Source organism: Glutamicibacter sp. NPDC087661 (assembly GCF_044743275.1).
Classification (GTDB): Bacteria; Actinomycetota; Actinomycetes; order Actinomycetales; family Micrococcaceae; genus Glutamicibacter.
This window is the reverse complement of record NZ_JBIUWE010000001.1, coordinates 12,074-34,006: the sequence shown is the minus strand read 5'-3', so window position 1 is coordinate 34,006 and position 21,933 is coordinate 12,074. Positions and strand designations below refer to the sequence as shown.

21 protein-coding genes are annotated in these 21,933 nt (G+C 62.3%); 10 read left to right on the top strand and 11 right to left on the bottom strand.

The window, feature by feature from the left end; all coding sequences use genetic code 11:
* Window positions 1-198 precede the first annotated feature (198 nt).
* Window positions 199-1,647, top strand: coding sequence for an APC family permease (locus tag ACIOTN_RS00165; RefSeq protein ID WP_105659077.1), 1,449 nt, complete (start codon window positions 199-201; stop codon window positions 1,645-1,647).
* A gap of 63 nt (window positions 1,648-1,710) precedes the next feature.
* Here ACIOTN_RS00165 and ACIOTN_RS00160 read toward each other — a convergent pair whose 3' ends face one another.
* Window positions 1,711-2,640 (bottom strand): RNase H family protein, encoded by a 930-nt coding sequence (locus tag ACIOTN_RS00160; protein WP_400344186.1) that lies wholly within the window; start codon window positions 2,638-2,640, stop codon window positions 1,711-1,713.
* A gap of 117 nt (window positions 2,641-2,757) precedes the next feature.
* Between ACIOTN_RS00160 and ACIOTN_RS00155 the strand changes: the two genes are divergently transcribed.
* Window positions 2,758-3,066, top strand: coding sequence for a hypothetical protein (locus ACIOTN_RS00155; protein ID WP_402734674.1), 309 nt, complete (start codon window positions 2,758-2,760; stop codon window positions 3,064-3,066).
* A gap of 69 nt (window positions 3,067-3,135) precedes the next feature.
* On the opposite strand, the gene ACIOTN_RS00150 is transcribed toward ACIOTN_RS00155, so the two are convergent.
* Together ACIOTN_RS00150 and ACIOTN_RS00145 are read right to left on the bottom strand one after the other, a co-directional pair.
* A complete protein-coding gene (locus ACIOTN_RS00150) occupies window positions 3,136-4,245 on the bottom strand; it encodes a glutathione S-transferase C-terminal domain-containing protein (protein ID WP_402734673.1) in 1,110 nt (369 codons plus the stop codon).
* A 123-nt stretch (window positions 4,246-4,368) separates the two neighbouring features.
* Entirely contained in the window at window positions 4,369-4,944 is a 576-nt protein-coding gene (locus ACIOTN_RS00145) for an NADPH-dependent FMN reductase (protein WP_133834851.1), read from the bottom strand.
* Window positions 4,945-5,086: 142 nt separating this feature from the next.
* On the opposite strand from ACIOTN_RS00145, the gene ACIOTN_RS00140 reads away from it, so the two are divergent.
* Window positions 5,087-5,572 carry a MarR family winged helix-turn-helix transcriptional regulator gene (locus tag ACIOTN_RS00140; protein WP_105659082.1) on the top strand — a complete coding sequence of 162 codons (486 nt, stop codon included), beginning with the start codon at window positions 5,087-5,089 and terminating at the stop codon, window positions 5,570-5,572.
* On the opposite strand, the gene ACIOTN_RS00135 is transcribed toward ACIOTN_RS00140, so the two are convergent.
* Window positions 5,569-7,413 (bottom strand): ABC transporter ATP-binding protein, encoded by a 1,845-nt coding sequence (locus ACIOTN_RS00135; protein ID WP_402734672.1) that lies wholly within the window; start codon window positions 7,411-7,413, stop codon window positions 5,569-5,571. The two genes, ACIOTN_RS00140 and ACIOTN_RS00135, sit on opposite strands and share 4 nt — an antisense overlap.
* A gap of 189 nt (window positions 7,414-7,602) precedes the next feature.
* On the opposite strand from ACIOTN_RS00135, the gene ACIOTN_RS00130 reads away from it, so the two are divergent.
* The gene (locus tag ACIOTN_RS00130) at window positions 7,603-7,995 is read left to right on the top strand and encodes a MarR family winged helix-turn-helix transcriptional regulator (protein ID WP_181148955.1); all 393 of its coding nucleotides are present in this window, start codon (window positions 7,603-7,605) and stop codon (window positions 7,993-7,995) included.
* Window positions 7,996-8,070: 75 nt separating this feature from the next.
* Here the strand turns inward: ACIOTN_RS00130 and ACIOTN_RS00125 are convergent, their stop codons facing one another.
* Genes ACIOTN_RS00125 through ACIOTN_RS00115 form a run of 3 tightly spaced genes read right to left on the bottom strand, consistent with a single transcriptional unit; the run spans window position 8,071 to window position 12,134 of the window.
* Window positions 8,071-9,978, bottom strand: coding sequence for an SIP domain-containing protein (locus ACIOTN_RS00125; protein ID WP_402734671.1), 1,908 nt, complete (start codon window positions 9,976-9,978; stop codon window positions 8,071-8,073).
* Between the two features lie 3 nt (window positions 9,979-9,981).
* Window positions 9,982-11,088, bottom strand: a complete 1,107-nt coding sequence (locus tag ACIOTN_RS00120) for an iron chelate uptake ABC transporter family permease subunit (RefSeq protein WP_286134415.1) — start codon at window positions 11,086-11,088, stop codon at window positions 9,982-9,984.
* Complete coding sequence (locus ACIOTN_RS00115) at window positions 11,085-12,134, bottom strand: FecCD family ABC transporter permease (RefSeq protein WP_402734670.1); 1,050 nt, start codon at window positions 12,132-12,134, stop codon at window positions 11,085-11,087. The genes ACIOTN_RS00120 and ACIOTN_RS00115 overlap by 4 nt, the downstream gene beginning before the upstream one ends.
* Window positions 12,135-12,169: 35 nt before the next feature.
* On the opposite strand from ACIOTN_RS00115, the gene ACIOTN_RS00110 reads away from it, so the two are divergent.
* Window positions 12,170-12,955, top strand: coding sequence for an MBL fold metallo-hydrolase (locus ACIOTN_RS00110; protein ID WP_402734669.1), 786 nt, complete (start codon window positions 12,170-12,172; stop codon window positions 12,953-12,955).
* A 6-nt stretch (window positions 12,956-12,961) separates the two neighbouring features.
* Here ACIOTN_RS00110 and ACIOTN_RS00105 read toward each other — a convergent pair whose 3' ends face one another.
* The 3 genes from ACIOTN_RS00105 to ACIOTN_RS00095 form a co-directional block, all read right to left on the bottom strand.
* A complete protein-coding gene (locus ACIOTN_RS00105) occupies window positions 12,962-14,020 on the bottom strand; it encodes an ABC transporter substrate-binding protein (protein WP_105659088.1) in 1,059 nt (352 codons plus the stop codon).
* Between the two features lie 190 nt (window positions 14,021-14,210).
* Complete coding sequence (locus ACIOTN_RS00100) at window positions 14,211-15,536, bottom strand: FtsX-like permease family protein (protein ID WP_105659089.1); 1,326 nt, start codon at window positions 15,534-15,536, stop codon at window positions 14,211-14,213.
* Window positions 15,533-16,276, bottom strand: a complete 744-nt coding sequence (locus ACIOTN_RS00095; RefSeq protein WP_105662723.1) for an ABC transporter ATP-binding protein — start codon at window positions 16,274-16,276, stop codon at window positions 15,533-15,535. The genes ACIOTN_RS00100 and ACIOTN_RS00095 overlap by 4 nt, the downstream gene beginning before the upstream one ends.
* 132 nt (window positions 16,277-16,408) lie before the next feature.
* Here ACIOTN_RS00095 and ACIOTN_RS00090 point away from each other — a divergent pair, with 132 nt between their 5' ends.
* Together ACIOTN_RS00090 and ACIOTN_RS00085 are read left to right on the top strand one after the other, a co-directional pair.
* Window positions 16,409-16,669, top strand: a complete 261-nt coding sequence (locus tag ACIOTN_RS00090) for a thioredoxin (protein ID WP_105659091.1) — start codon at window positions 16,409-16,411, stop codon at window positions 16,667-16,669.
* 64 nt (window positions 16,670-16,733) lie between these two features.
* Window positions 16,734-17,378, top strand: a complete 645-nt coding sequence (locus ACIOTN_RS00085; protein ID WP_286134416.1) for a YqaJ viral recombinase family protein — start codon at window positions 16,734-16,736, stop codon at window positions 17,376-17,378.
* Between the two features lie 69 nt (window positions 17,379-17,447).
* Here ACIOTN_RS00085 and ACIOTN_RS00080 read toward each other — a convergent pair whose 3' ends face one another.
* Window positions 17,448-18,542 carry a mechanosensitive ion channel family protein gene (locus tag ACIOTN_RS00080; protein WP_105659092.1) on the bottom strand — a complete coding sequence of 365 codons (1,095 nt, stop codon included), beginning with the start codon at window positions 18,540-18,542 and terminating at the stop codon, window positions 17,448-17,450.
* Window positions 18,543-18,753: 211 nt separating this feature from the next.
* Between ACIOTN_RS00080 and ACIOTN_RS00075 the strand changes: the two genes are divergently transcribed.
* From ACIOTN_RS00075 to ACIOTN_RS00065, 3 genes are all read left to right on the top strand, one after another.
* Window positions 18,754-19,299, top strand: a complete 546-nt coding sequence (locus tag ACIOTN_RS00075) for a hypothetical protein (RefSeq protein ID WP_402734668.1) — start codon at window positions 18,754-18,756, stop codon at window positions 19,297-19,299.
* A 95-nt stretch (window positions 19,300-19,394) separates the two neighbouring features.
* Entirely contained in the window at window positions 19,395-20,393 is a 999-nt protein-coding gene (locus ACIOTN_RS00070) for a PhzF family phenazine biosynthesis protein (RefSeq protein ID WP_286134418.1), read from the top strand.
* Window positions 20,394-20,454: 61 nt separating this feature from the next.
* Window positions 20,455-21,909 carry a DHA2 family efflux MFS transporter permease subunit gene (locus tag ACIOTN_RS00065; protein ID WP_105659094.1) on the top strand — a complete coding sequence of 485 codons (1,455 nt, stop codon included), beginning with the start codon at window positions 20,455-20,457 and terminating at the stop codon, window positions 21,907-21,909.
* Window positions 21,910-21,933: the final 24 nt, after the last annotated feature.

Sequence of the window (21,933 nt, the reverse complement as noted above, 5' to 3'; positions counted from 1 at the left end):
TTCCACACGCTGACCCGACACCTAGCATATAGGTACGTCAGCTCACAGCATTGGCTTGTTTAAGCCACTAATCGACATTTCACTACCGCTGGACCCCAAGTTCTGTGAGCCAGCCTTGAAGCCGGTTTGCCCACTTCATGCGCTGACCCTAAAGTTGTAATGTTTGCCTACAAAATTGAAGGAGATGATCTCGATCGCATGACTGTGAACAGTGACACGGCCGTTACCGACGGCAAAGAAACAGAACTCCGCAGGGTGATTGGCCCGAAGCTGCTGCTATTCCTCATCATGGGCGATATCATCGGCGCCGGAATTTTCGCCATCACCGGCAAAGTTGCCGGCCAGGTGGGCGGAGCCGCCTGGCTGCCGTTCCTGATCGCTTTCACGATCGCGACCCTCACCGCCTTCAGCTACCTCGAACTGGTGACCAAATACCCGCACGCGGCCGGTGCCGCCTTGTACATCCACAAGGCATTCGGCATCCACTTCGTCACCTTCCTGGTGGCGTTCACCGTGGCTTGCTCGGGCATCACCAGTGCCGCCACCTCGGCCACTTTGGTGGGGCGCAACCTGCTCATTGGCATTGGCCAGTTTGTCGACGGTGTTCCCAACACCCCGGAAGCGGGCATGTGGGCAGCTATTGCAATCATCGTGATCCTCGCCGTGATCAACTTCCGCGGCGTAGGCGAGAGCGTGAAGTTCAACCTCGTGCTGACCATAGTTTCGCTGGCCATCATGGCCGCGATCATCGGCATCGGCTTCGCGGTGATCGCCTCGGGCCAGGGTGACATTTCCCGCCTGGTGGTCTTCGAGACCCCGACCGACCGCAGCGTCTTCGCCGCCGTGACCATGGGTACTGCCATTGCGTTCTTCGCGATGGTGGGCTTCGAGGATTCGGTGAACCTGGTTGAGGAAACCAAGAATCCCAACAAGACCTTCCCGAAGATCATGCTCATCGGCTTGGGCATCTGCGCCTTGATCTACATGCTGGTGGCCGTCACCGTCATCATGGTGATTCCGACCGGCGATCTGCTGAACCCTAAGAACCCGGATGCCGGCATCCTGCTGGATGTTGTGCGCATCGGCCTGCCGAACCTGCCGGTTGACGCGATCTTCCCCTTCTTGACCGTCTTCGCGGTGGTTAACACCGCGCTGATGAACATGCTGATGGCTAGCCGCCTGCTCTACGGCATGGCCCGCCAAGGCGTGCTACCGCAGTTCCTGGGCAAGGTGCATTCGACCCGACGCTCGCCATGGGCTGCGATCCTGTTCAGCACCGGACTGGCCATCGCCTTGGTGGTCTACGTGAACCTGAGCAACGGAAGCAGCATTGTCGGCTCGCTGGGCGGCACGACCGCGCTGCTGCTGTTGTGCGTGTTCGCCGTAGTCAACGTAGCCCTGCTGGTACTGCGCCGCGACAAGCCGGAACCCGATTCGTTCCGCGCTCCAACGATCATCCCGATCCTCGGCGTGTTCTTCTGCTTGTTCCTTGCCGGCCCGTGGGCTCGCGCCCGCGAGGACTGGGTCCAGTACGAGATTGCCGGCCTGCTGCTGGTCATCGGCGTGCTGCTGTGGGCCGTGACCTGGTTGGTCAACCGGATCAACTACAAGAAGGGCGTCATCGAAACCCGCCCGGGACAGTACTGATCCCAGCCCGTTAACGCAGTGATGCCCGCCATTTGGCGGGCATCACTGCTTTAAGCGTGTTTTCTACGCGGTCTGCTCGACCGTTTCCTGGCGGAAACGAAGCTTCAGGCCGCCTTCGGTGCTCTGCCACCAGGAAGATACGACGAGCACCGGGCCCTCTGCAGGCTTCATGCGGTAAGCGAGCAGCACCATTTGCGCATCCACTTCCCGGGCCGCAAGGACCTGCACCGCACCGGTGCTGGGCAGGCTCGCCCCGGATTCCAGCATGGTCCGGACCGTGGCCACATCCAGCAGGCCGCCATGGCGAGTCACTTCCTGGTAGCCCGGATGCAGGAAGTCGTTGAGTTCCGCGAAACTGGTGCGGATCTGCGGGTCGAGGAAACCTTGTTCCAGTTCGAAGACGGTGGCCGCGATGTCCACGCCGGGTTCCGGTGCGGCGGCGGTTTGCCCGCCGGGTGCCAGCACGGCATCTTCAGCCGCTGGAGCATGGGAAGCCGCTGGAGCATTGGAAGCCACGGGGCCGCCGCCGGCAGTGTAGCCCGGCCCGGCCTCTACCGCAGAGCCCTGCTGATGCGCGGTGGCAGCCGCACGCGCATGGCCGTCAGCAGCTTCATTCAGCTCATGTCCGGCATGGCCCTTGACCCACTCGAAGGTAAACTTGCGCCCGGCAATGGCCCGGTCAAGTTCCTTGAGGATGTCCTGGTTCAAGACCGGTTTGCCGTCGGCCTTTTTCCAGCCCTTCTTCTTCCAACCCGGCATCCACTTGCTGATGCAGTTGATCGCATACTGCGAATCGCACAGGATCCTGAGTTCTTCTTCTGGCAGGTGCTCGGTGGCCCGGAAGAGTTCGAGCACCGCTTGGAGCTCCCCCATGTTGTTGGTTCCGTGGTCCCAACCGCCGGCGGCCCAGTTGTCCTGGTCCACGTACCAGGCCCAACCTGCCGGTCCGGGGTTTCCTAGGGCTGATCCATCCGCAGCTGCAATGATCGTCATGCTTTAATCCTGCCACGTTGACGCCCGCACTCGGTTCCATGTATTGGGCCATGTCGCCAGCGAATACTTGCACAATGGATCACAGCATCCAGTCAGGTCCATGCCTAGGATTGGAATGTGAAGAAAATCCTGCCTGTACTGGCCACCCTGGTTCTGGTTCTGTCCGCATGCGCTGGCCCCTCGGTCGACGAGCTGCGCCAGCTCGATCCCGAGGGCCATACCGCCTGCGTGCATTTTAGCGGGGGCCTGGTTGACCCCGAGGGCATCGGCGCAACGAATATGCAGAAAGCCGCTGATCATGGGGCGAAGGCTTCCACCGAACAGATCAGCGCTGCGGTGGCCGCCGATGAATCCGGGGATCCCCAAATTATTGACTTGGCCGCTTTCCAGGAAGCTTGCGAGGGGCAAGGCTTCGATTTCGATTAGGACAGATCGGCCCAGGAGCCCTCGAAATAGCGGGCTCCTGAGCCGATCCGCTGTGGATCGCCAGCGCGCCTAGGCGGGGTACAACGGGTTGTGCCCGGCTTGGACTCGCTCGTCGGCCCGGACTTCGCCCGGTGCCGTACCGTTCAGGAACGGACCGTTCTCGGCCAGCTCGTCTCGGCCCGGCGCTTCGAGCCAGTTCGCCAACTCCGGCCCCTTCGGGATGATCCGGGTCGGGTTGATGTCCTCATGAACCACGTAGTAGTGCGCCTTGATCTGCTCGAAGTCGATGGTGTCGCCGAAACCCGGGGTCTGGAACAAGTCCCGCGCATAGCCCCAGAGGTTCGGCATGTCGATGAGCTTGTTGCGGTTGGCCTTGAAGTGGCCATGGTAGACCGGGTCGAATCGAACCAGCGTGGTGAACAGCCGGACATCGGCCTCGGTGATGTAATCACCCATCAGGAAGCGTCGGGTGCCCAGCCGGTCTTCGAGGTAGTCCAAGGTGGCGAATAACCGGTCGTAGGCATCGTTGTAGGCCTGCTGGTCCCCCGCGAACCCGGCACGGTAGACGCCGTTGTTGACCTCGGTGAAAATCCGCTTGATCAGCGGAAGCATCTCATCGAGCTGGTCCTGCGCGATGAGGTCCGGGGCGCCTTCCCGGTGGAACTCCTTCCACTGCGTGGACATGTCCCAGGTGATCTGCGGGTAGTCATTGGTGACAACCGCCCCGGTGGGGATATCGACGATTGCCGGCACGGTGATGCCGCGTGGATAGTCGGCAAAGCGCTTGAAGTAGTTCTCCTGGACCCGCTCGGTACCCAGGACAGGGTCCTTGCCCCCGGGGTCCAGGTCAAAGGTCCAGCTGCGTGCGTCGTGGGTTGGGCCGGGCAGTCCGACGGACAGCGCGTCCTCCAAGCCCAGCAGGCGGCGAACGATCAGGGTGCGGTTGGCCCAGGGGCACGCGCGGGCTGCGACCAGATGGTAGCGGCCAGCTTCCACCGGCCAAAGCCGGGCCCCGTCCGAAAGCCCCGCGTTGGGATGCCCGATCTTGCTGTGGCTGTTTCCCTCGCCATAGTGCTCGGCGCTGGCATCAGCGACGATGCGGTCCTGGATGTAATTGGTGTCCCGGGTGAATTCTCCGCCGGTGACGTAGGCGCCCTTGGTCGAATATTCCTCGCTCATCGCATTCCTTCCAAAGAATTTTGAAGTCCCGTGCATAAACCATTCACCTCGAGACTATGGCAGTTGGGCAGGTATGGAAATGGCGCAATGCACTTTTCCACTCCCCGCCGATTTCAACCCGGTCTAGGCGTTGACCGTGGCGCCTTCGCGTACGGTGCGCATCGCCTTGCTCCAGGCGAGCACCTGTTCAAGCATGGGCTGCACGCTGTTGGCCGACCGTTCGGTCGGAGCGAAAGCCGAGAAGTTCTCGAAGTCGGAGAATAGCGAGAACATGCCGGTTTTCTGCACGTGGGCGATCTGCAGTTCAGAGAGGATCCCGCGCAGGTGCTCCACGGCACGCGAGCCCATGGCGGAACCGTATCCGACCATGCCGGCGGCCTTGTTGTTCAGCTCTGCATTCAGGTAGCTCAGTGCGTTGGCCAATGCAGGCTGGACGGAGTGGTTGTACTCGCCAACAATGAAAATGTATCCATCGAATTCGCTCATCTTGGCGGCGAAGGCCTTGGTGTGCCCGTTCTGGTAGTTCTGGTAGGCGGCCGGGAACGGCTCGTCGAGCATCGGCAGGTTGAAATCAACGATGTCCACCAGCTCGTAGTCGGCACCACCGAATTCCTGGGCCCTGGCCAGCACCCATTGGGCGACGCCCTGGTTGACACGTCCTGGACGGGTGGAACCGGTAACGATAGCGATCTTCGACAAGTTGCTCTCCTTGGAGGTCTCCGGCCAACAATGTAGTTGACACGTCATCTTCTCTTGCTAAATCCCACTATACAGGAGATGATTGATACGTCAACAATATTGTGAATGCCCCTCCCTGGGGACAACATGGTTAGGAAAGAGAATGAAGAGCGAAGAGACCCGCTGGCTCACCGACAGCGAGCAGGACCTCTGGCGCACCATACGCGAGTTCCTCTGGCAGTTCCCCAGCGGCATGGATCGCCAGCTGCTGCGCGATTCGAACATGCTCTCCGGTGAATACTCGGTGCTGGCTGTGCTTTCGGAAACAACCGAACCAAGTCTACGCCCGGCCGACGTGGCGACCGCATTGCGCTGGGACCGCTCGCGCCTCTCCCACCTGCTGCGCCGCATGGAAGCCAAGGGCCTGGTCAGCCGCTGCTCAGATGAGACCGACCGCCGCGGGCACCAGATTACGCTCACCGCCCAGGGGCGCAAGACCATTGAGGAAGCCGCGCCAACCCACGTGAGCTTCGTGCGTGAAACCATTTTCGATTCCCTGAGCCCTTCCGAACGCACGGCATTGGAATCGGCACTTCCGAAGATCCTGGCCTCGCTGGAAAAGCAGGGACTGAAAGATGGCCAGTGCTAGCTGGCCCTTTCGGCCAGTTCGCTCTTGGCTACCAGCTGGGCGAATTGCCCGCCAAGCTGGACCAGCTCGTCAAAAGTTCCCGCTTCGGCAATCCGGCCAGCTTCTAGCACGACGATGCGGTCCGCTCGCATCACGGTGCTCAACCGGTGCGCGATCAGCAAGGTGGTTCGCCCCAGTGCGAGCTCGTCCAGCGCCCGCTGCACCAAAGCTTCGGTGACCGTATCCAGGGCACTGGTCGCCTCATCGAGCACCAGGACCTTGGGTTTGCGCAGCATGGTGCGGGCAATAGCCAGCCGCTGCTGCTCGCCGCCGGAGAAACGGTGGCCGCGCTGCCCCACCTGGGTTTCCAGGCCCTGCGGCAGGCTGCGGACCAGCTGCGCAATCTGCGCGGCTTCCAGCGCCTGCCAGAGCTCTTCCTCGGTGGCCTGGGGCGCTGCCCACAGGAGGTTCTCCCGAATCGAAGCATGCAGCAGGTAGCTTTCCTGGGCAACGACGGAGACCGCCTGGGCGATGCCTTCAGGGTCGAATTCCTTCAGGTCAATGCCGTCGAGCAATACCTGGCCCTCGGTGGGGTCAAGCAGCCGGGGCAGCAAGGATCCCAGGGTGGACTTTCCCGAACCGGTGGAACCGACGACCGCGGTCATGGTTCCCGCCTCCAGGGTCAGGTTCAGCTGCTCCAGGGTGGCGCGGTCCGCCTCGGGGTAGCGGAAGCTGACATTGCGCAATTGCACTTCGCCACGCAGTTTCCCGGGTTCTACCGCCCGCGGCCGCTGGGGTACCGGCAGCGCCTGGTCCGTATCCAGGTATTCGAAGACGCGGCTGAACAAGGCCAAGGCCGAGACCCACTGGACCGAAATCTGCATCATGCCCATGACCGGACGGAAGATTCCGGCCTGCAGCCCGGTAAAGGCCACCAAGGTGCCGATGCTCATTCCCTGCCCGGTGGCGGGCAGCCCCGCCACGATGTACAGCACCGCGGGGATGGCCGCGAAAATGATGCTCATCGTGGCCATGCGCCAACGCCCGGCCAAAGCGCTTTTCATTTCCAGGTCGATGAGCTTGTGGCTGGACTCTCCGAAGGCCGCCGCATCAGCGGCTCCGGTGCCCATGATCTTGGCCAGGCGGACCCCGGAGATGCTCAGGCGCTCGTCGATCAGCGAAGCCAGGTTCGACATCTCGCGCTGGCGCTTTCCTGTCACGGCGCGGCGCAGTTTCGCGGTTTGCTTGGCAAGCAGCACCGCTGGCGGCAGCACGACCAATGAGATCAAGCTCAGTTTCCACGAGATCGCCACCATCGCGCAGGCGGTGGCCACAACGGTGGTCAGGTTCGAGGCAATGCTCGTGGCCGAATTGGTAATCACCGATTGCATCTGCCCCACGTCGTTGACCAGGCGCGACTGCACGTCCCCTGAGCGCGAGTTGGTGAAGAATCCCAGGGATTGCTTCTGCAGGTGCGTGAACAGTCCGGTCCGCAGGCCATGCATGACGCGTTGGCCCATCAGGGTTGCCCGCCAGGTCTGGACGACTTCCAGAATCGCGGTAGCCAGGGAGATCAGCACCAGTCCCCCGGCACCCAAGAGCAGCAATCGGATATTGCTGTTGGGAATCGCGTCATCAATGAGTTCGCGGATGATGAACGGCTGGGCCAGGCCGATGACCGACGCTGCCACGATCAGCGCCATGACCGCAATCACCGTTCCCAGATGGGGCCGGAAGAGCGCGGCGATGCGCGCCAGGGACACCGGATGCTCGGTGAGCCGCTGCTTGTCCCGGGCGGCGTTGCCGGACCGTCCTTGCCCGCCACCGCCCGGATGCGGCCCCGGCATTCCCATTGCACTCATGGACTCCCCCTACCTCTGGATTTCTCAAGTCCAGAATAACAGAGGGAACCTCACTATGTGGTTGCATCTTGAAATTGTTCCCAGAAACACACTATCCTTGAACATATGCAGAACGAAGAGCCCAAGCCTGACTTGGCAGATCTTTTCCTCCACGCTTCACGCATGCTTCGCGGCAGATGGAGGGACAGCTTGACTCCCCTGGGCATCACTCCGCACCAATCGAGGGTGCTGACCTTGCTGTCCCGGGCCGATAGGATCGGGCTGCGCAACTCGCAGCTCGCAGAACAGCTGCACATCGCCGCGCGCTCGACCACCGAGGTAGTCGACCAGCTGGAAGCCAAGGAGCTTGTCGTGCGCACCCCCGATCCGGCCGATCGCCGCGCCACGTTGATTGCGCTTAGTGCCACGGGCCGCGCCCAGCTCGGCGAGCTCGCCGAATTGCGCCGTTCGAGCATGGACGGCTATTTCGACAAGCTCGGCGACGAGGACCGCGCCGAGCTCACCCGGCTGCTGGCAATCCTGGACCGCGAGAACCCGCGGCCGGTGCGCGGCGCTTGCAAGAACCCGGCGAAAGAAAACTAGCTGCCAGCTAGCGGATAGAACCCGAGGCCCCGGCATATGCGTGCCGGGGCCTCGGGCACTGGTTGCCGCTGCTGGCTAGTTCTCGGTCTTCCCGCGGCGCCAGTAGCCCATGAAGGCTACCTGCTTGCGGTCCACGCCGGCATCGCGCACCAGATAACGGCGCATTTCCTTGACCGTGCCGGCTTCACCGGCAATCCAGGCGTAGAACGGTGCGGAATTTTCCTGGCCCGTCTCCCACAGGATGTCCGCATCAACATCGATATCTTCCGGCTCGGCGTTGGTATGGACCACGCCGGCTGCTGGAATCGCGACTACCTGGCGCAAGGCCGACTGCAGCAATTCGCCGTGCTCATGGCTGCCACGGGTCAGCCACTGCACCGAGACGCCGGAGCGGGTGGAGGCACCGAGGATATCCGTGGTCTCCGGGACCTCGATCAGCGCATGGCCGGTGACGTTGGAGGGCAAGGCTTCGAGGATGGCGCAAATCGCCGGGGCGGCGGTTTCGTCACCGGCCAGCACCACGCGGGTTGCCTCGCCGCGGCGGAACTCGATGCCGCCGTAGCTGGAGTCGTTCAGGGTCTTGTTCGGGCCCAGCAGCAACAGCTGGTCGCCCACCTTGGCCCGGTCGCCGAACTCCGTAGCCGGCCCGCCCTGGAGCTGGCCGTCAACCATGTGCCCGTGCATCACGAAGTCGATATCCAGCTCGGCTGTGGCCCCGATATTGTCCCGGTGCCCGGCTTCGCGGAAGGCCCGCACGGTATAGGTGCGCATGTGGCCGCGGGTATCGGGATCAATCGACAACCAGCGCTTGTACCAGCCCTGCTGCTCGGCAGGACTGGTCATCGCCCCGGGTCGCATCGAGGCGATCTCGTCGGTCAACGCAGTACCGCCGGCCGGTGGCAGCAAGAGCTTGATGCGCATATCCAGCGGGTGGCTGTTGGTGCCGAAGTACTCCAGGTCCTCGCCGCTGACGGTCACCCGGCGGAAGGATGGCGCGAGCTGCTGGCTATTGACCACCGTGGTGTCAAAGGCCAACGTCGGCACATGCTCATAGGCCGGGCGTTCCGATTGCGGATCAAGGGCGGCGGCTGCTTGGGCAGCTTGCTTCACATTTGCCGCCTGCTTCACCGCAGTTTTCTTCGCCGAAGCTTCGGTACGGAAAATGCCCTGGGAAGCGAGCACCTGCTCGGTGCGCAGCACCCGGTGGCGGCCAATGGGCAGCACCAGCGGAGTGCCGCCCACCGGGTCGGGGATCACGCGGCTGGGCATTCCGAAAACATCCTTGACGGTCTTTTCGGTGACCACATCGTTGGGATGGCCGGCAGCGTAGATCTTGCCGTGGCGCAACGCCACCAGGTAGTCGGCGTAGCGGGCGGCCAGGTTCAAATCGTGCAGCACGATCACGACGGTGATCCCGCGGCTGCGGTTCAGCTCGCTGACCACATCCAGGACTTCGAGCTGGTGCGCCACGTCCAGGAAGGTGGTCGGCTCGTCGAGCAGCAGCAGGTCGGTCTCCTGCGCCAGGGCCATGGCGATCCAGACGCGCTGGCGCTGCCCGCCGGAGAGCTCATCCACCGAGCGGTCGGCCAGCTCGGTGGTGCCGGTCAGCTCCATGGCGCGATTAACCGCTGCCTCGTCCTCGGCAGAGAAGCGCTTGAACAGGCCCTGGTGCGGGTAGCGGCCGCGGCTGATCAGCTCGCGGGCGGTGATGCCGTCCGGAGCGGTGGGCGATTGCGGCAGCAAGCCCAGGGTCTTGGCGACTTCCTTGGCCGGCTTGGAGTGGATGTCCGCGCCGTCCAGGAGCACCTGGCCCCCGGCTGGCTTGAGCAACCGCGACAGTGCGCGCAGCAGGGTGGACTTGCCGCAACCGTTGGCCCCGACGACGATGCTCACCTGCCCGGCAGGGATATCCAGCGACAGCTCGTCGACGATGGTGACCTTGTCATAGGCCAGGGTCAGATCGCTTGCCTGCAAAGTGGCCATGGGTTATGCCCCGCTTCCAGTTGAGTTTGCGCGCACCAGAATCCAAATCAGGAAGGGTGCACCGAATGCGCCGGTGATAACGCCCACCGGCAGCGAAAGATCCGCGAACAGGTTCGCGGCAAAGAAATTGGCAACAGTCACCAGCGTTGCCCCCGTCAGGCCGGAAAGCAGGATGTTGATCGGGCCGCGGGTCAGCGCGGCAGTAATCGGGCCGGCCAGGAAGGCAACGAACGCCATCGGCCCGGTGACCGCAATCGGCAAGGCGCCCATGGCCACCGCAACAAAGACCAAGATCGACCGGGCCCAGCCCACGTGCAGCCCCAGGGCCGCCGCGGTGTCCTCGCCCAGCTCCAGCATTTTCAGTTGGCGAAGCACCAGGGGCAGCAACAGGATGCCGATGGCGCCAAGGGACGCCAAAAGCAGCAGCGCATTTTCCCAGTTGCTCGAGGCCAGTGAACCCGTCAGCCAGTGCATCACATCGCTGGCCGTATTCACCTGCGCCTGGGTCAGCAGGTACTGGATCAGCGCCTGGAGCATCGCGCCGATGGCCAGGCCCGCCAGGATCAGCCGGGGACCGGTCCGCTTGCCCGAGGCCGAGAGCCAGTAGATCAATGCAGCGACCAGCAGCCCGCCGGCCAGTGCGAAGGCGTTGAGCTTCCAGTCGGTATAGCCAAGGGTGATCATCGCGAAAACCGCGGCCGCCGATGCGCCGTAGCCCACGCCGATCACGTCGGGACTGGCCAGCGGGTTGCCCAGCCAGCGCTGGAACAAGGCACCGGAAATGCCCAAGCCGGCACCGGCCAGGGCACCCACCGCGATGCGCGGCAGGCGGTCGGACATGATGATGAAACTGGTGCCCGGCACCTTTTCACCGCTGAGAACCTGGAAGACTTCGGCAGCTGGAAGGCGGTCCCGCCCCCAGAACAGGTAGGCCGCCACGGCGAGCACCAGGGCCAGGGCCATCCACAATGCGGTGCGGCGTACCCGGGATCTGCGGCGGGCTGCCAGCGCCGGTGCGGCTTTCGAGGCCGGGGCCGTCGCCGGTCCGGCCGTTTCCGTGGTGCTGCGGGGCTGGGTCATGTTCGCTGCTGCCATTTCGCTCGTGCTCACAGGCTCACCGACTTCATGCCGCTGCGCATCATGATGATGAAGATCGGTCCACCCAGCATGGCGCACATGACGCCTACTTGGATCTCGCTGGGCGGGGCAATGATTCGTCCCACCGTATCAGCCAGCAAGAGCAGGATCGGCCCGGCGATCAGGCTCGCTGGCATCAGCCAGCGGTAGTCGGAACCGACCAGCAAGCGCACGGCATGCGGGATCATCAGGCCGACGAAGGCGATGGGCCCGGCCACGGCGGTGGCGGTGCCAGCGAGAATGACCACCCCGATGGAGCCGATCAGCCGGGCGCGGTTCAAGTTGAAGCCCAAGGCGATCGCGGTGTCATCGCCCATGGACACGGCATTGGATACCTTGGCGGTGGACAGCACGATCAGTGCGCCGGCGGCCACCACGGGAATGGCCCCGAGGAAGGTGTCGATGCCGCTGCTGGACAATGTGCCGATCTGCCACATGCGGAAACGGTCCATGGTGGCATCGGAAATCATCAGGATCGCATTGGTAATCGCGCCCACGCCCACAGCCATGGCGGCACCGCCCAGCGCAAGCTTAATGGGCGTGGCGCCTTCACGGCCCACGTTGGCCACGAGATAAACCAGGGCCATCACCCCAGCAGCGCCGAGGAAGGCGGCCACCATGATTCCGGCCAGGGAGCTGACTCCCAAGAAGGCGATCGCCAGCACCACGGCCATGGAGGATCCGGCGTTCAAGCCCAGGATCCCGGTATCGGCCAGCGGGTTGCGGGTCAGGCCCTGCAGTCCGGCGCCTGCCAAACCCAGGGCAGCGCCAACCACGATGGCTCCGATGGTGCGGGCGAAGCGGGACGCGACCACGCCCTGGTCGCCATTGGACGGGTCGAAATTCCAGATGGCATCGATCACGGTGCCCATCGAGACGTTTCGCGCGCCCAGCAGCAGCGAAGCGAACAGCGCCAGCCCGAGCAACAGGGCAAGGAGCAGCAAGGCGCCGAGCTTCCGGCCGGCTTTTGGCGACTTGGCCCCCGGTACTTGGCGCGTAATACTTTCAGTCGCGGTCATTGGTTCCTACACTCATTGCTATGGCTCTTCTTCCCTTGCCCACTATTATCGCTCCAGGCATCGGCCTGCTTCGCGCGCAGAACCCTTCTGAAATGACGTTGGACGGGACTAATTCCTATCTGCTGTTCGACCCTGCTGTGGACGAACTTCTTCCTGGAGCTCCGGTCGTCCTGATTGATCCGGGCCCTGAGCTCGAGGACCATCTGCAGGCCTTGGCGGCCTTCGACATCCAGCTGGTGCTCATTACCCATCGGCATGCCGATCACACGGGAGGCATCGATGCGCTCTACGGGATGACCGGTGCGCCGGTGCGTGCCACGCTGGAGCAGTACTGCCGGGATGCCCCGGTCTTCACCGATGGCGAAACGATCAGCGCCGCCGGTGCCAGCATCCAGGTGGTCTTCACCCCTGGCCACACCTCGGACTCGGTGTGCTTCATCCGCCAGGGCGGGGCTGCCCACTTGTTCACCGGGGATACGGTGCTGGGCCGGGGCACCACCATCTTGGAACACCCGGACGGCACATTGGCCGACTACCTGGATTCCCTGCAGCGGCTGCTCGCGCTGCCCGATATGGCTTTGCATCCGGCGCACGGCGAGCAGCATGATTCCTCGCATCCGCTGCTGCAGATGTACATCAAGCATCGGCATGCGCGGCTGGACCAGGTGCGTGCGGCTTTGCAGAAACTCGGCAAGGCCGGGGTCCACACGCAGCCAGCTGAATTGCTGGAGCATGTCTACCCCGACCTCGATGCGCGCTTGGTGGGCGCAGCTACCCATTCCCTGGAAGCCCAATTGCACTATCTGTCAGTGAATCCCTAGCCGGAGCTACTTCGCGGCAGCTGCGTTTTCAGCAGCCTTGACGATGCCTGGAACTACGTTATCCAGTGCCCATTCGATGGACAGCGGCGAAGCCGCGGAGATCGCCAGTGTTGCTTCATCGGTGCCTGGCAGCGCCACGGCATCGTTCTTCGCGGCAGGGATCTGGCCGTAGAGCGGCTGGCCCTTGACGACATCTTCCATGGTGTTGCCCGCAACAGCCGAAGCGAAGACGATGTCCGAATCCCACTCGTTGACCTTTTCCGGCGACACGGTGAAGAAGAAGGTGTCCTTGGCGGCATTCTTCTGCACGTAGTCGGCCTGGGTCATGCCCAGTGCGCTCAGGAAGCGCGGGCGGGTGTCGCCTTCGGAGTAGATGTAGGCGGTATCCGGCGCCGAGAGGTCAGCTGCGATGAAGGTGGTGTCCTTCAGCGCTGGGTTGTCTTCGCCGACCTTGGCCAGCTTGCCTTCGATCTCTTCGATCAGGGCGTCGGCTTCTTCTTCCTTGCCCAGCATCTGGCCGGCAACTTCGGTGACCTGTTCCCAGCTGGTCAGGTAGTTAGGCTCGATGGGGCCAACGACCGGAGCGATTTCCTGCAGCTTCTCGTACTGTTCCTTCTTCAACCCCGAGTATGGAGCGAAGATGACCTGGGGCTTGCTGGCGGCGATGCCGGTGTAGTCGATGTCATCGCCCACCTTGTACTGCACGGGCGCCTTCTCGGAGCCGATGGAAGCGCCCTGCTCTTCCAGAGCGGCGTCCTTCCATGCGGTGGAGTTGTTCTCGTTCATGCCGTAGGTGTCGGTGTCCATGCCGACCGGCACGGTATCCAGAGCCAGCAGGGTATCTGCGTTGACCCACGAGATGGTCGCAATGCGTTCCGGGACTTTTTCGATCGTGGTTTCACCATAGATGTTCTCGATGGTGACCGGAGTGAAGTCTTCTGCGGCCTTGGCTGAAGTGTCAGCCGACGGATCCGCGGAGTTGCTCGACGCGCCGCAGGCGGTCAGGCCCAAGGCGAGGATGGCAGTTGAAGCGGCGAAAATTCCGGCGCGACGTGAATTTTTCATGGGTCGGTGATTCCAGACTATGCGAGGTTCTGTCAACGTTTTGTTTAGCTAGGTTAGGCAAGCCTATCCGGGCCGTATGCCACGATACGCGTTTCTCTGCGCATTACGCAACACGAAACGTCCCTAATCACCGACCCTGAAGTGACCCTAACCAAATCGGGCGGTTTTTTCGGTGGGCTGACCAGAGACTTTATTCTCTAGTTGCTAGCAGCTTCCGCGGATCAGCCACCAAAATTGCTCCCCGCACCAGCAGCAAGCCGAGTAATACGGAGACAATTACCGTGATGACCGTCAGCGGCTTGAGCAGGATGGCGGCCCCGGCCAGGGGCAGCACGAGCACCGTGGAGGCAATGGCGAAACCGATCGAGGCAGCCAGCGCCGGGATCATGATCGATTTGGTGCGCGCGGCATTCATCGTTTCGTAGGGCATGCCCAACCGGTTCAGCCCGCGATACAGCTCAGCGCGATCCAGGGTACTGGCGCTTTGGGAGATCGCCGCCGAAGCGGCCACGCAGATGAAGCTGATCGCCAAGGTCACCAGCACGCCGGTGGTGACATCGGCCGGCACATGCTCCAGCCAGGTGCCCTGATCGAGTTCGCTTCCGGTCAGCTCCATCAAGGCGGCCCCGCTGCCGCCCACCACCGCGACGAACGAAGCCATGGCAACCCCGGATACCTGGCGCCAGGATTCGGCAGGGCTTTCCAGGATCATGCGGGCCGCCAGCAGCTCTTGCGGAGTTCTGGCCTTGCGCAGCTTGGCCTTGCCCACCTTCGCCACCAGATACGGACCGACCAGGTTCATCACCAGCAGGCCGAAGCCGAAACCGCCAACCACCACTGCGATGATCGCGGCGATGGACTGCACGAACTGGCCCATGTTGGAGAACACCATGTACAGCACCAGAATGCCGGCAAGGGTGATCACCGCGCGCAGCCAGCTGGGGGTGGGCACCGTGCTGCGGGTTGCCACCGCCAACGGGGTGATCACCAATTTGCGCAAGCCGGCAGCCGCACTGCCTGCCGAGAGGAGCACGACAGCGACTACTGCTATCGCCAGCACCCACAGCGGCAAATAGATGGCCGAACCGATCGGCGCACCTTGGAACGGAATCAGCGAAGCCAATGGTGCGGCCAGGAGGTAGAGCACGATTCCGGCGAGTGCGCCGGCCAACGCCGTGCCGGCGGCTTGCAGCACGGCCACGAGGCCGATCTGCGCCCCGGTCGCGCCGAGCAAGCGCAAGGACGACAGGGCGCGGTCATTGGACCGCGCGGAGAGCCGGGCAGCGGCCGATCCCAGCACCAGCAATGGGACTACCAGAAGCACCACGGCGAAGGCTGCCAATGGCAGGTACATCCCCTGGGCCGCGGATTCGAAACTGGTAAAGGAGTAGGCGCCTCCCAGCACGATCAGCAGGATCGCGCTGACCATGGCGTAGGCGCTGGCGGTCAGGACCTGTGGTGCCAGCCGGGACTTCGCCGGCCGGCCAAGCATCCATGACAGGTGCAGGATATTCACTTCTGGGCACCGCCATCCACGGTGGCCGATGGGTGCAGGCTGTCGCTGATCAGCTGGCCGTCCTGCAGCTGCACTACACGGTCGCAGCGCGCGGCGACATTGGGATCATGGGTCACCATCACCAGGGATTTTCCGGCACCGACGGTGCATTGCAGCAAGATCTCCAGCACTTCGAAGCCCGTGGTTGAATCCAGCGCGCCGGTAGGTTCATCGGCAAAGACCATCATCGCCCCGGTGACCTGCGCGCGGGCGATGGCTACTCGTTGCTGCTGCCCGCCGGAGAGCTGGCCGATGCGGCGTTGCTCCATTCCTGCCAGGCCCAGTTCTGCCAGGGCGGCCCCGGCACTGGAAATGGCGGCGTTGCGTGGCACCCCGTTGATCATCAAGGCCATGGCCACGTTCTCTTCGGCAGTGAGCTCGGGAATCAGCAGTCCGGATTGGAAGACGAAGCCGAAGGATTCACGGCGCAGCCTGGTGCGCGCCTTATCCTTGAGCCCTTGGATATCCACCGGTGCTCGGCCCGGGATGTTCAGCATGATGCTGCCGGCGTCGGGAAGTTCAATACCGGCCAAGGCGTGCAGCAGCGTGGATTTTCCGGAACCCGAGGGGCCCATGATGGCAAGGGACTGGCCCAGTGAAATCTGCAGATCGACGCCGTTCAGTGCAGTGGTGGAACCGAAGCTGCGGTAGAGTCCGTGAGCGGCGAGTACGGGAGGTTGGCCAAGGGAATTTTCAAGCATGATCCAATGTTTTCAACAAATGGCACCCGCGCACATCAGCACAGGGTTCCAAGTAGCCTCCGGCCAGGCTCATCCCCCGGTAGGAGCAGCCGGCAGCTAGTTCACGACGACAGCAGGAGCAGTAGGCAACAGATGAAGCTGGAACTGTATACGCAACCATTCTGCGCACCGTGCGTGCGCACGCGGCTGGCTGTCGCCCGCGTGCAGGAACTGCTGCCCGCGTTGGAGGTCGAGGAGATCAATGTCGTGGAGCAGGTGGAGCGCGGCGAGGAAATGGGAATCACCAGCACCCCGGTCATTCGGCTATTGCAGGAAGGCACGGAGAAATTCCGTGCCAGCCAGACACCGACTATCAATCAGCTGTTGAGCGCTATCGCTGAAGCCAGCGACTAGTCTCACGCCAGCTCGAAGCCCAAGGTGCACGGTTCTTGCCCATTCATGGGGAAGAATAGGTCAAGTGATTACTGTGCCCGGCGTCCAACATGAATGCTTCGAACGTGTTCTAGCCGACTCTTCCAACCGCATTGAGTGGCTCCGCGCACGGGCCCAGGGCATCACCGCAACGGACGTGGCCAAGTTGTCCACCGAGAAGTCCATCAAGAACGCCGCATGGGACAAGCTATACGGCAATGGCTTCTCCGGCAATCCCTACACCGATCACGGGCGCAAGCGCGAACCGGTCATCGCTGCCTGGGTCCAAGAGAATTTCAATATTTTCCCCTCCTCCCAGCTCTTCCACTCGCAGCATTCGAGACTCCATCTGGCGACTCCCGATGGCTTGGGTTTCGATGCATCGGGAGTTCCGGTTTTGGCTGAAATCAAGACCACCAACAAGCCCTTCAAGAAGATCCCCAAGAGCTACCTGCGCCAGGTGCTCTGGCAGCAGCATGTGATCGGGGCCGAACGCACGTTGTTCGTTTGGGAAGAGCACGATAATTTCGTGCCGGTGCGCGCGGTTCCCGAATACCTTTGGGTGGAACGCGACGATGATTTGATCCAGGATCTCATTGGCAAGGCCGAGTCGCTCATCTCCGCATTGCGCGAAGCGACGGCCCGCCAGGAGCGCTACAACGACTACGGACCCGCTGCGTTGCGGCTCTAAGTCCCCGGAAACGGCAAAAGCCGCTGATCCCAGTTCACAGTACTGGGATCAGCGGCTTCCGTTATGCCGCTAGACCGGGTTGCTTGGAATCATCCGGGGATCCGGCAGGCAATCAGGGTAGTTTTCCACCAGCTCGGCCAGCAGCTTCTCCCGAAGCATATTGCGCAGGTTCCACAGGTCCCCGGCGTTGCGCGCGGATAAATAAATGGTCACTGTTTGCAAGCCGTTTTGCGCGTCGGTCACGAGCAGCTCATTGTCCCGGCCATCCCACCAGTCGGAGGCTTCAAGCAGTTCGCTGCTGCGCTGGCGCAGGTAGGAAATCGGCGCATTGAGCTTCAGCTGCAGTGCTACGTTTCCGGAGATCTCCGTGCTGCGCCGCGACCAGTTCTCAAACGGCGTCGTGGTGAAGTAGGTCGATGGCAGGATCATCCGGCGCCCGTCGATCAGGTGCACCACGACGTAGGAGAGGGTGATCTCCTCTACCGTGCCGCGTTCCCCCTCGACTACCACCGTGTCGTCCACGCGAATCGAGTCGGTAAAGGCCACTTGCAAGCCGGCAAATACGTTCGCCAAGGTTGACTGCACGGCCAGGCCAACGACCACCGAAGCCAGGCCAGCCGAGGCCAACAGGCCGGCGCCCAGCGCCCTGACTTGCTCGATCGTCAGCAGCACCGCGGCGATTGCAATGATGCAGAGCACCGCAACCAGTACCCGTCGCATCAGGCCGACCTGCGTCTGGACCTTGGCCAGCCTGCGCCCTGGACCGAATCTCACCTCGAAGCGTGCCATCATGCCGGTCTCAATCACGCGCACCAGCTTGATGATGAACCAGGTGAGGAAGAAGACCAGAATGATCAGGATGGCGAACTGCCAGGGGTTGTACCAAGTGCGTTCTCGATAGAAGACCGCGAAGGCCGACTTGGCAATAATCGAGGTAACCAGGCCGAAGAACGGGAATCTGGTGGCTTTCACGTCGGCTTCGTCCACGCCGATCCGGCGCAGCACGCGGCGGGCAACGCCGCTGAAAACAAACGCCAGGATTGCGGCTACGAGCGCACCGATGAGCAGGACAACCCAAAATTGCAACGATTCGGGGAGGAAGCTTGAGGCTGTAATGACTTCCTCGACGGTTTCGCCGATGGGTTCAACGGGGGTAGGTGACATGTTTAAAGCATGTCATATGGCGCTAAATAAATGCTGTGTGGAACCTGCCTTCCGCCCTACGGCCCGGGAGTTCTCCGGCTCCATTGCAGAAGCGTCTCAGAGTGGTTCCAATTCTTTTCTGCCCTTGCGCTTGCCGCATTCCAGGCCTTTAGTTGATTCACTGGCAGTCCGCTCTGCCTGCGGGCGCAAACCAAGAGAGACGGTGATCCATATGCGCCACGGAAAAATTGGAATCGTTCTAGGCACGGTGGCGGCAGCCTTGCTCGTGATGACGCCCGCTTCCGCGGCGGCCCCCGCTCCGGCCGCCCTCGCGTCTGCTTCCTGCCCAACGGTTTATTGGGGATCCTTGGCCAAAACCAGCTCCTTGTCCACGCATTCCGCAGTGGAAAATCTTCGGTCCGGACGGCACCTGTGCTTTGACCGGCTGGTCATCGATCTCGCAGGACCAGCTGCCAGCCATTCAGCCAGGTATGTCAGCGAACTGACCGGAATCGGTTCCGGCCTGCAGGTGGACACCACTGGCGGTGCCAACCTGGAAATCCTGGTGCAGGCCCCGGCAACCGAGGATTTCAACCCGGGCGCCGAAGTGAAGACTCTGGGCTACACGACGTTCCGCCAATTGGTGTGGCTGGGCAGCTTTGAAGGCCAAACCAAAGTGGGGCTCTCGACCAGGGCACAGCTGCCCATGCGCGTGTTCGCGCTGCCTGGACCTGGCGACGGTTCACGCTTGGTCATCGATGTTGCGCACCATTGGTAAAGAAGGTTCATTTCCTTGATGCGTTCGCAACTTTTTGCGTGACGTACCACGTAACACCGGGTCAACCTGCTGATTAATGTGCCACCATGCTAAGTATGTCGCGCACATTCTCTTATCAGCAGGTTGATGTCTTTGCACCCACTGCTTTCAACGGCAATGGCCTGGGAGTCGTGTTCAATGCCGACAGCCTGAGCGATGACCAGATGCAGCACTTTGCGCAGTGGATGAATCTTGCGGAAACTGTATTCTTCGTCGAGCCCACTGATGAGGAAGCGGACTACGCCATTCGCATTTTCACCCCGAGCACCGAGCTGCCCTTTGCTGGCCATCCGACGCTGGGCGCGGCTCATGCTTGGCTGGAGTCCGGTGGCGAGGCTGGTCCCGCAGGCCATCTGATCCAGCAATGCGGTGCCGGGCTGATTCCGGTGCGTGTGGAACGGGAAAGCAGCGACCGCCACTCGCGGCGCTTGGCCTTCCTCGCACCCCCGCTGACCAGGTCGGGCCCTTTGGAACCAGATGTCCTGCAATGGGCGATTGCCGGGCTGGGCATTCGCGAAGAAGACGTGGTGGACCACCAGTGGCTGGTCAACGGTCCGCATCCTGCGGGCCTGGTGCTGCGTGACGCCGATATCGTGCTGGGCATCGAACCTGACTATGAGGCGCTGCAGGGATTGGAAGTAGGCGTCATCGGCCCCTACACCGCAGCCAGCGTTTCGCAGAGCGTGTGGCAACCGCGCGGATCGGTCATGCCGCGCGTTTCCGGTACCCGCGAAGAGCTGCGTCCGCTGGACTTCTCTGATTTTGAGCGTTCCGAAGAGCGCTTCCGCAATGTGGTGCTGCAGCCTCCGGCGGACTATGAGGTCCGTGCCTTCATTCCCGGCGAGGCTGTTCCGGAAGACCCTGCCACCGGTTCGCTGAATGCTGCGTTCGGCATCTGGCTGACGCAGACCGGTTATGCACCCCAGCGCTATACCGTGCGCCAGGGCACGCGTTTGGGCCGCGAAGCGATCTTGCATATTGAAGCTACCGAAAAAGGCGTCTGGGTCAGTGGCGATGTCGCCACCCGCATCTCGGGCGATGTGAGTTTCGACTGATTTCCTATGCATAGTTTCGCTATCCGTTCCGCACAGGGCTGATAGGGACTAGCCTTGACAAGTGCCTGAAACTGCGAATCCCGAAACACACTTCGACAAGAAAGCCGCCTGGCGTGCCCTCTGGGCACTGGTCATCGGCTTCTTCATGATCCTGCTGGACACCACGATCGTGTCCACCGCAATGCCCTCCATCATGACGTCGCTGGACGCCGATATCTCCAGCATCTTGTGGGTCAACAGCGCGTACCTGCTCACCTTCGCGGTGCCGCTGCTGGTCACCGGGCGCCTCGGTGACCGCTTCGGTCCGCGCAATATCTACCTCATCGGCATGGTGGTCTTCTCGCTGGCCTCGCTGTGGTGCGGCTTGTCCGATTCCCTCGGCTCGCTGGTGGCGGCGCGCGCCGTCCAGGGCCTTGGCGCTTCGATGATTTCCCCTCAGGCGATGACGCTCATTACCCGCCTCTTCCCTTATCAGCACCGCGGTGCAGCCATGGGCCTATGGGGTGCAGTGGCGGGCATCGCTTCGCTGATCGGTCCGATTGCCGGCGGTCTGCTGGTGGACTCCATCGGCTGGGAATGGATCTTCTTCATCAACTTGCCCATCGCGGTAGTCAGCTTGACCATGGTCTTCAAATTCGTGCCAGCCCTTGAATCCCAAGCGCATTCCTTCGACTGGTTCGGCGTCATCCTTTCGGCGTTGGCCATGTTCTGCTTGGTCTTCGGCATCCAGGAAGGCGATGCCACCAATTGGGAACCATTCATTGGCCCGCTGAATTCGTGGCATCTGATTATCATCGGCGCGGTGCTGATGGGAGCCTTCATCTGGTGGCAGTCCAAGACCACGTCTGAACCGCTGGTTCCGCTGCGATTGTTCAAGGTCCGCAATTTCTCCTTGGCCAATGTCGCGATCACCTTCATGGGCCTGACCATCGCGACCATCGCCTTGCCGATGGTGTTCTTCTTGCAGAATGTCCGAGGCCTGACTCCCACCGAATCCGCGTTGATGATTTCTCCGATGGCTTTCGTGGCGATCTTCCTCGCGCCGCAGCTGGGAAAGAAGGTCAATCAGCTCAGCCCGCGGATCTTGGCCGTGCCCGGGTTCTTCCTGTTTGGCGGTGCCACGGTGGTCTACGCCTTCATGATGCACGCCGATATCCCGCTGTGGATGCTGCTGATTCCTTCAGCGGTTCAAGGCATCGGTTCAGCCATGATCTGGCCATCGCTGTCGCTGGCAGCCACCAAGGACTTGACCGCGCGTGATGCGGGTGCCGGTTCAGGGATTTACAACACCACCCGGCAAATCGGTTCAGTGCTTGGTTCTGCGCTGATCGCGGTGATGATGGATGCCCGCATTTCGGCACAGATCGCGCAGGCAGATTCCAAGGATCCTGCGGTGATCATGGAAGCCACGTCTGTTGGCCTGGGACAGGCACTGATGCTGCCAGGCTTCATCGGCGTGGCTGCTGTGCTCGTTGTAGCGTTCCTCAGCGATGGCAAGAAGGCGCAGCGCCACTAGCCAGAGGCAGCTCTTAACGGAGCC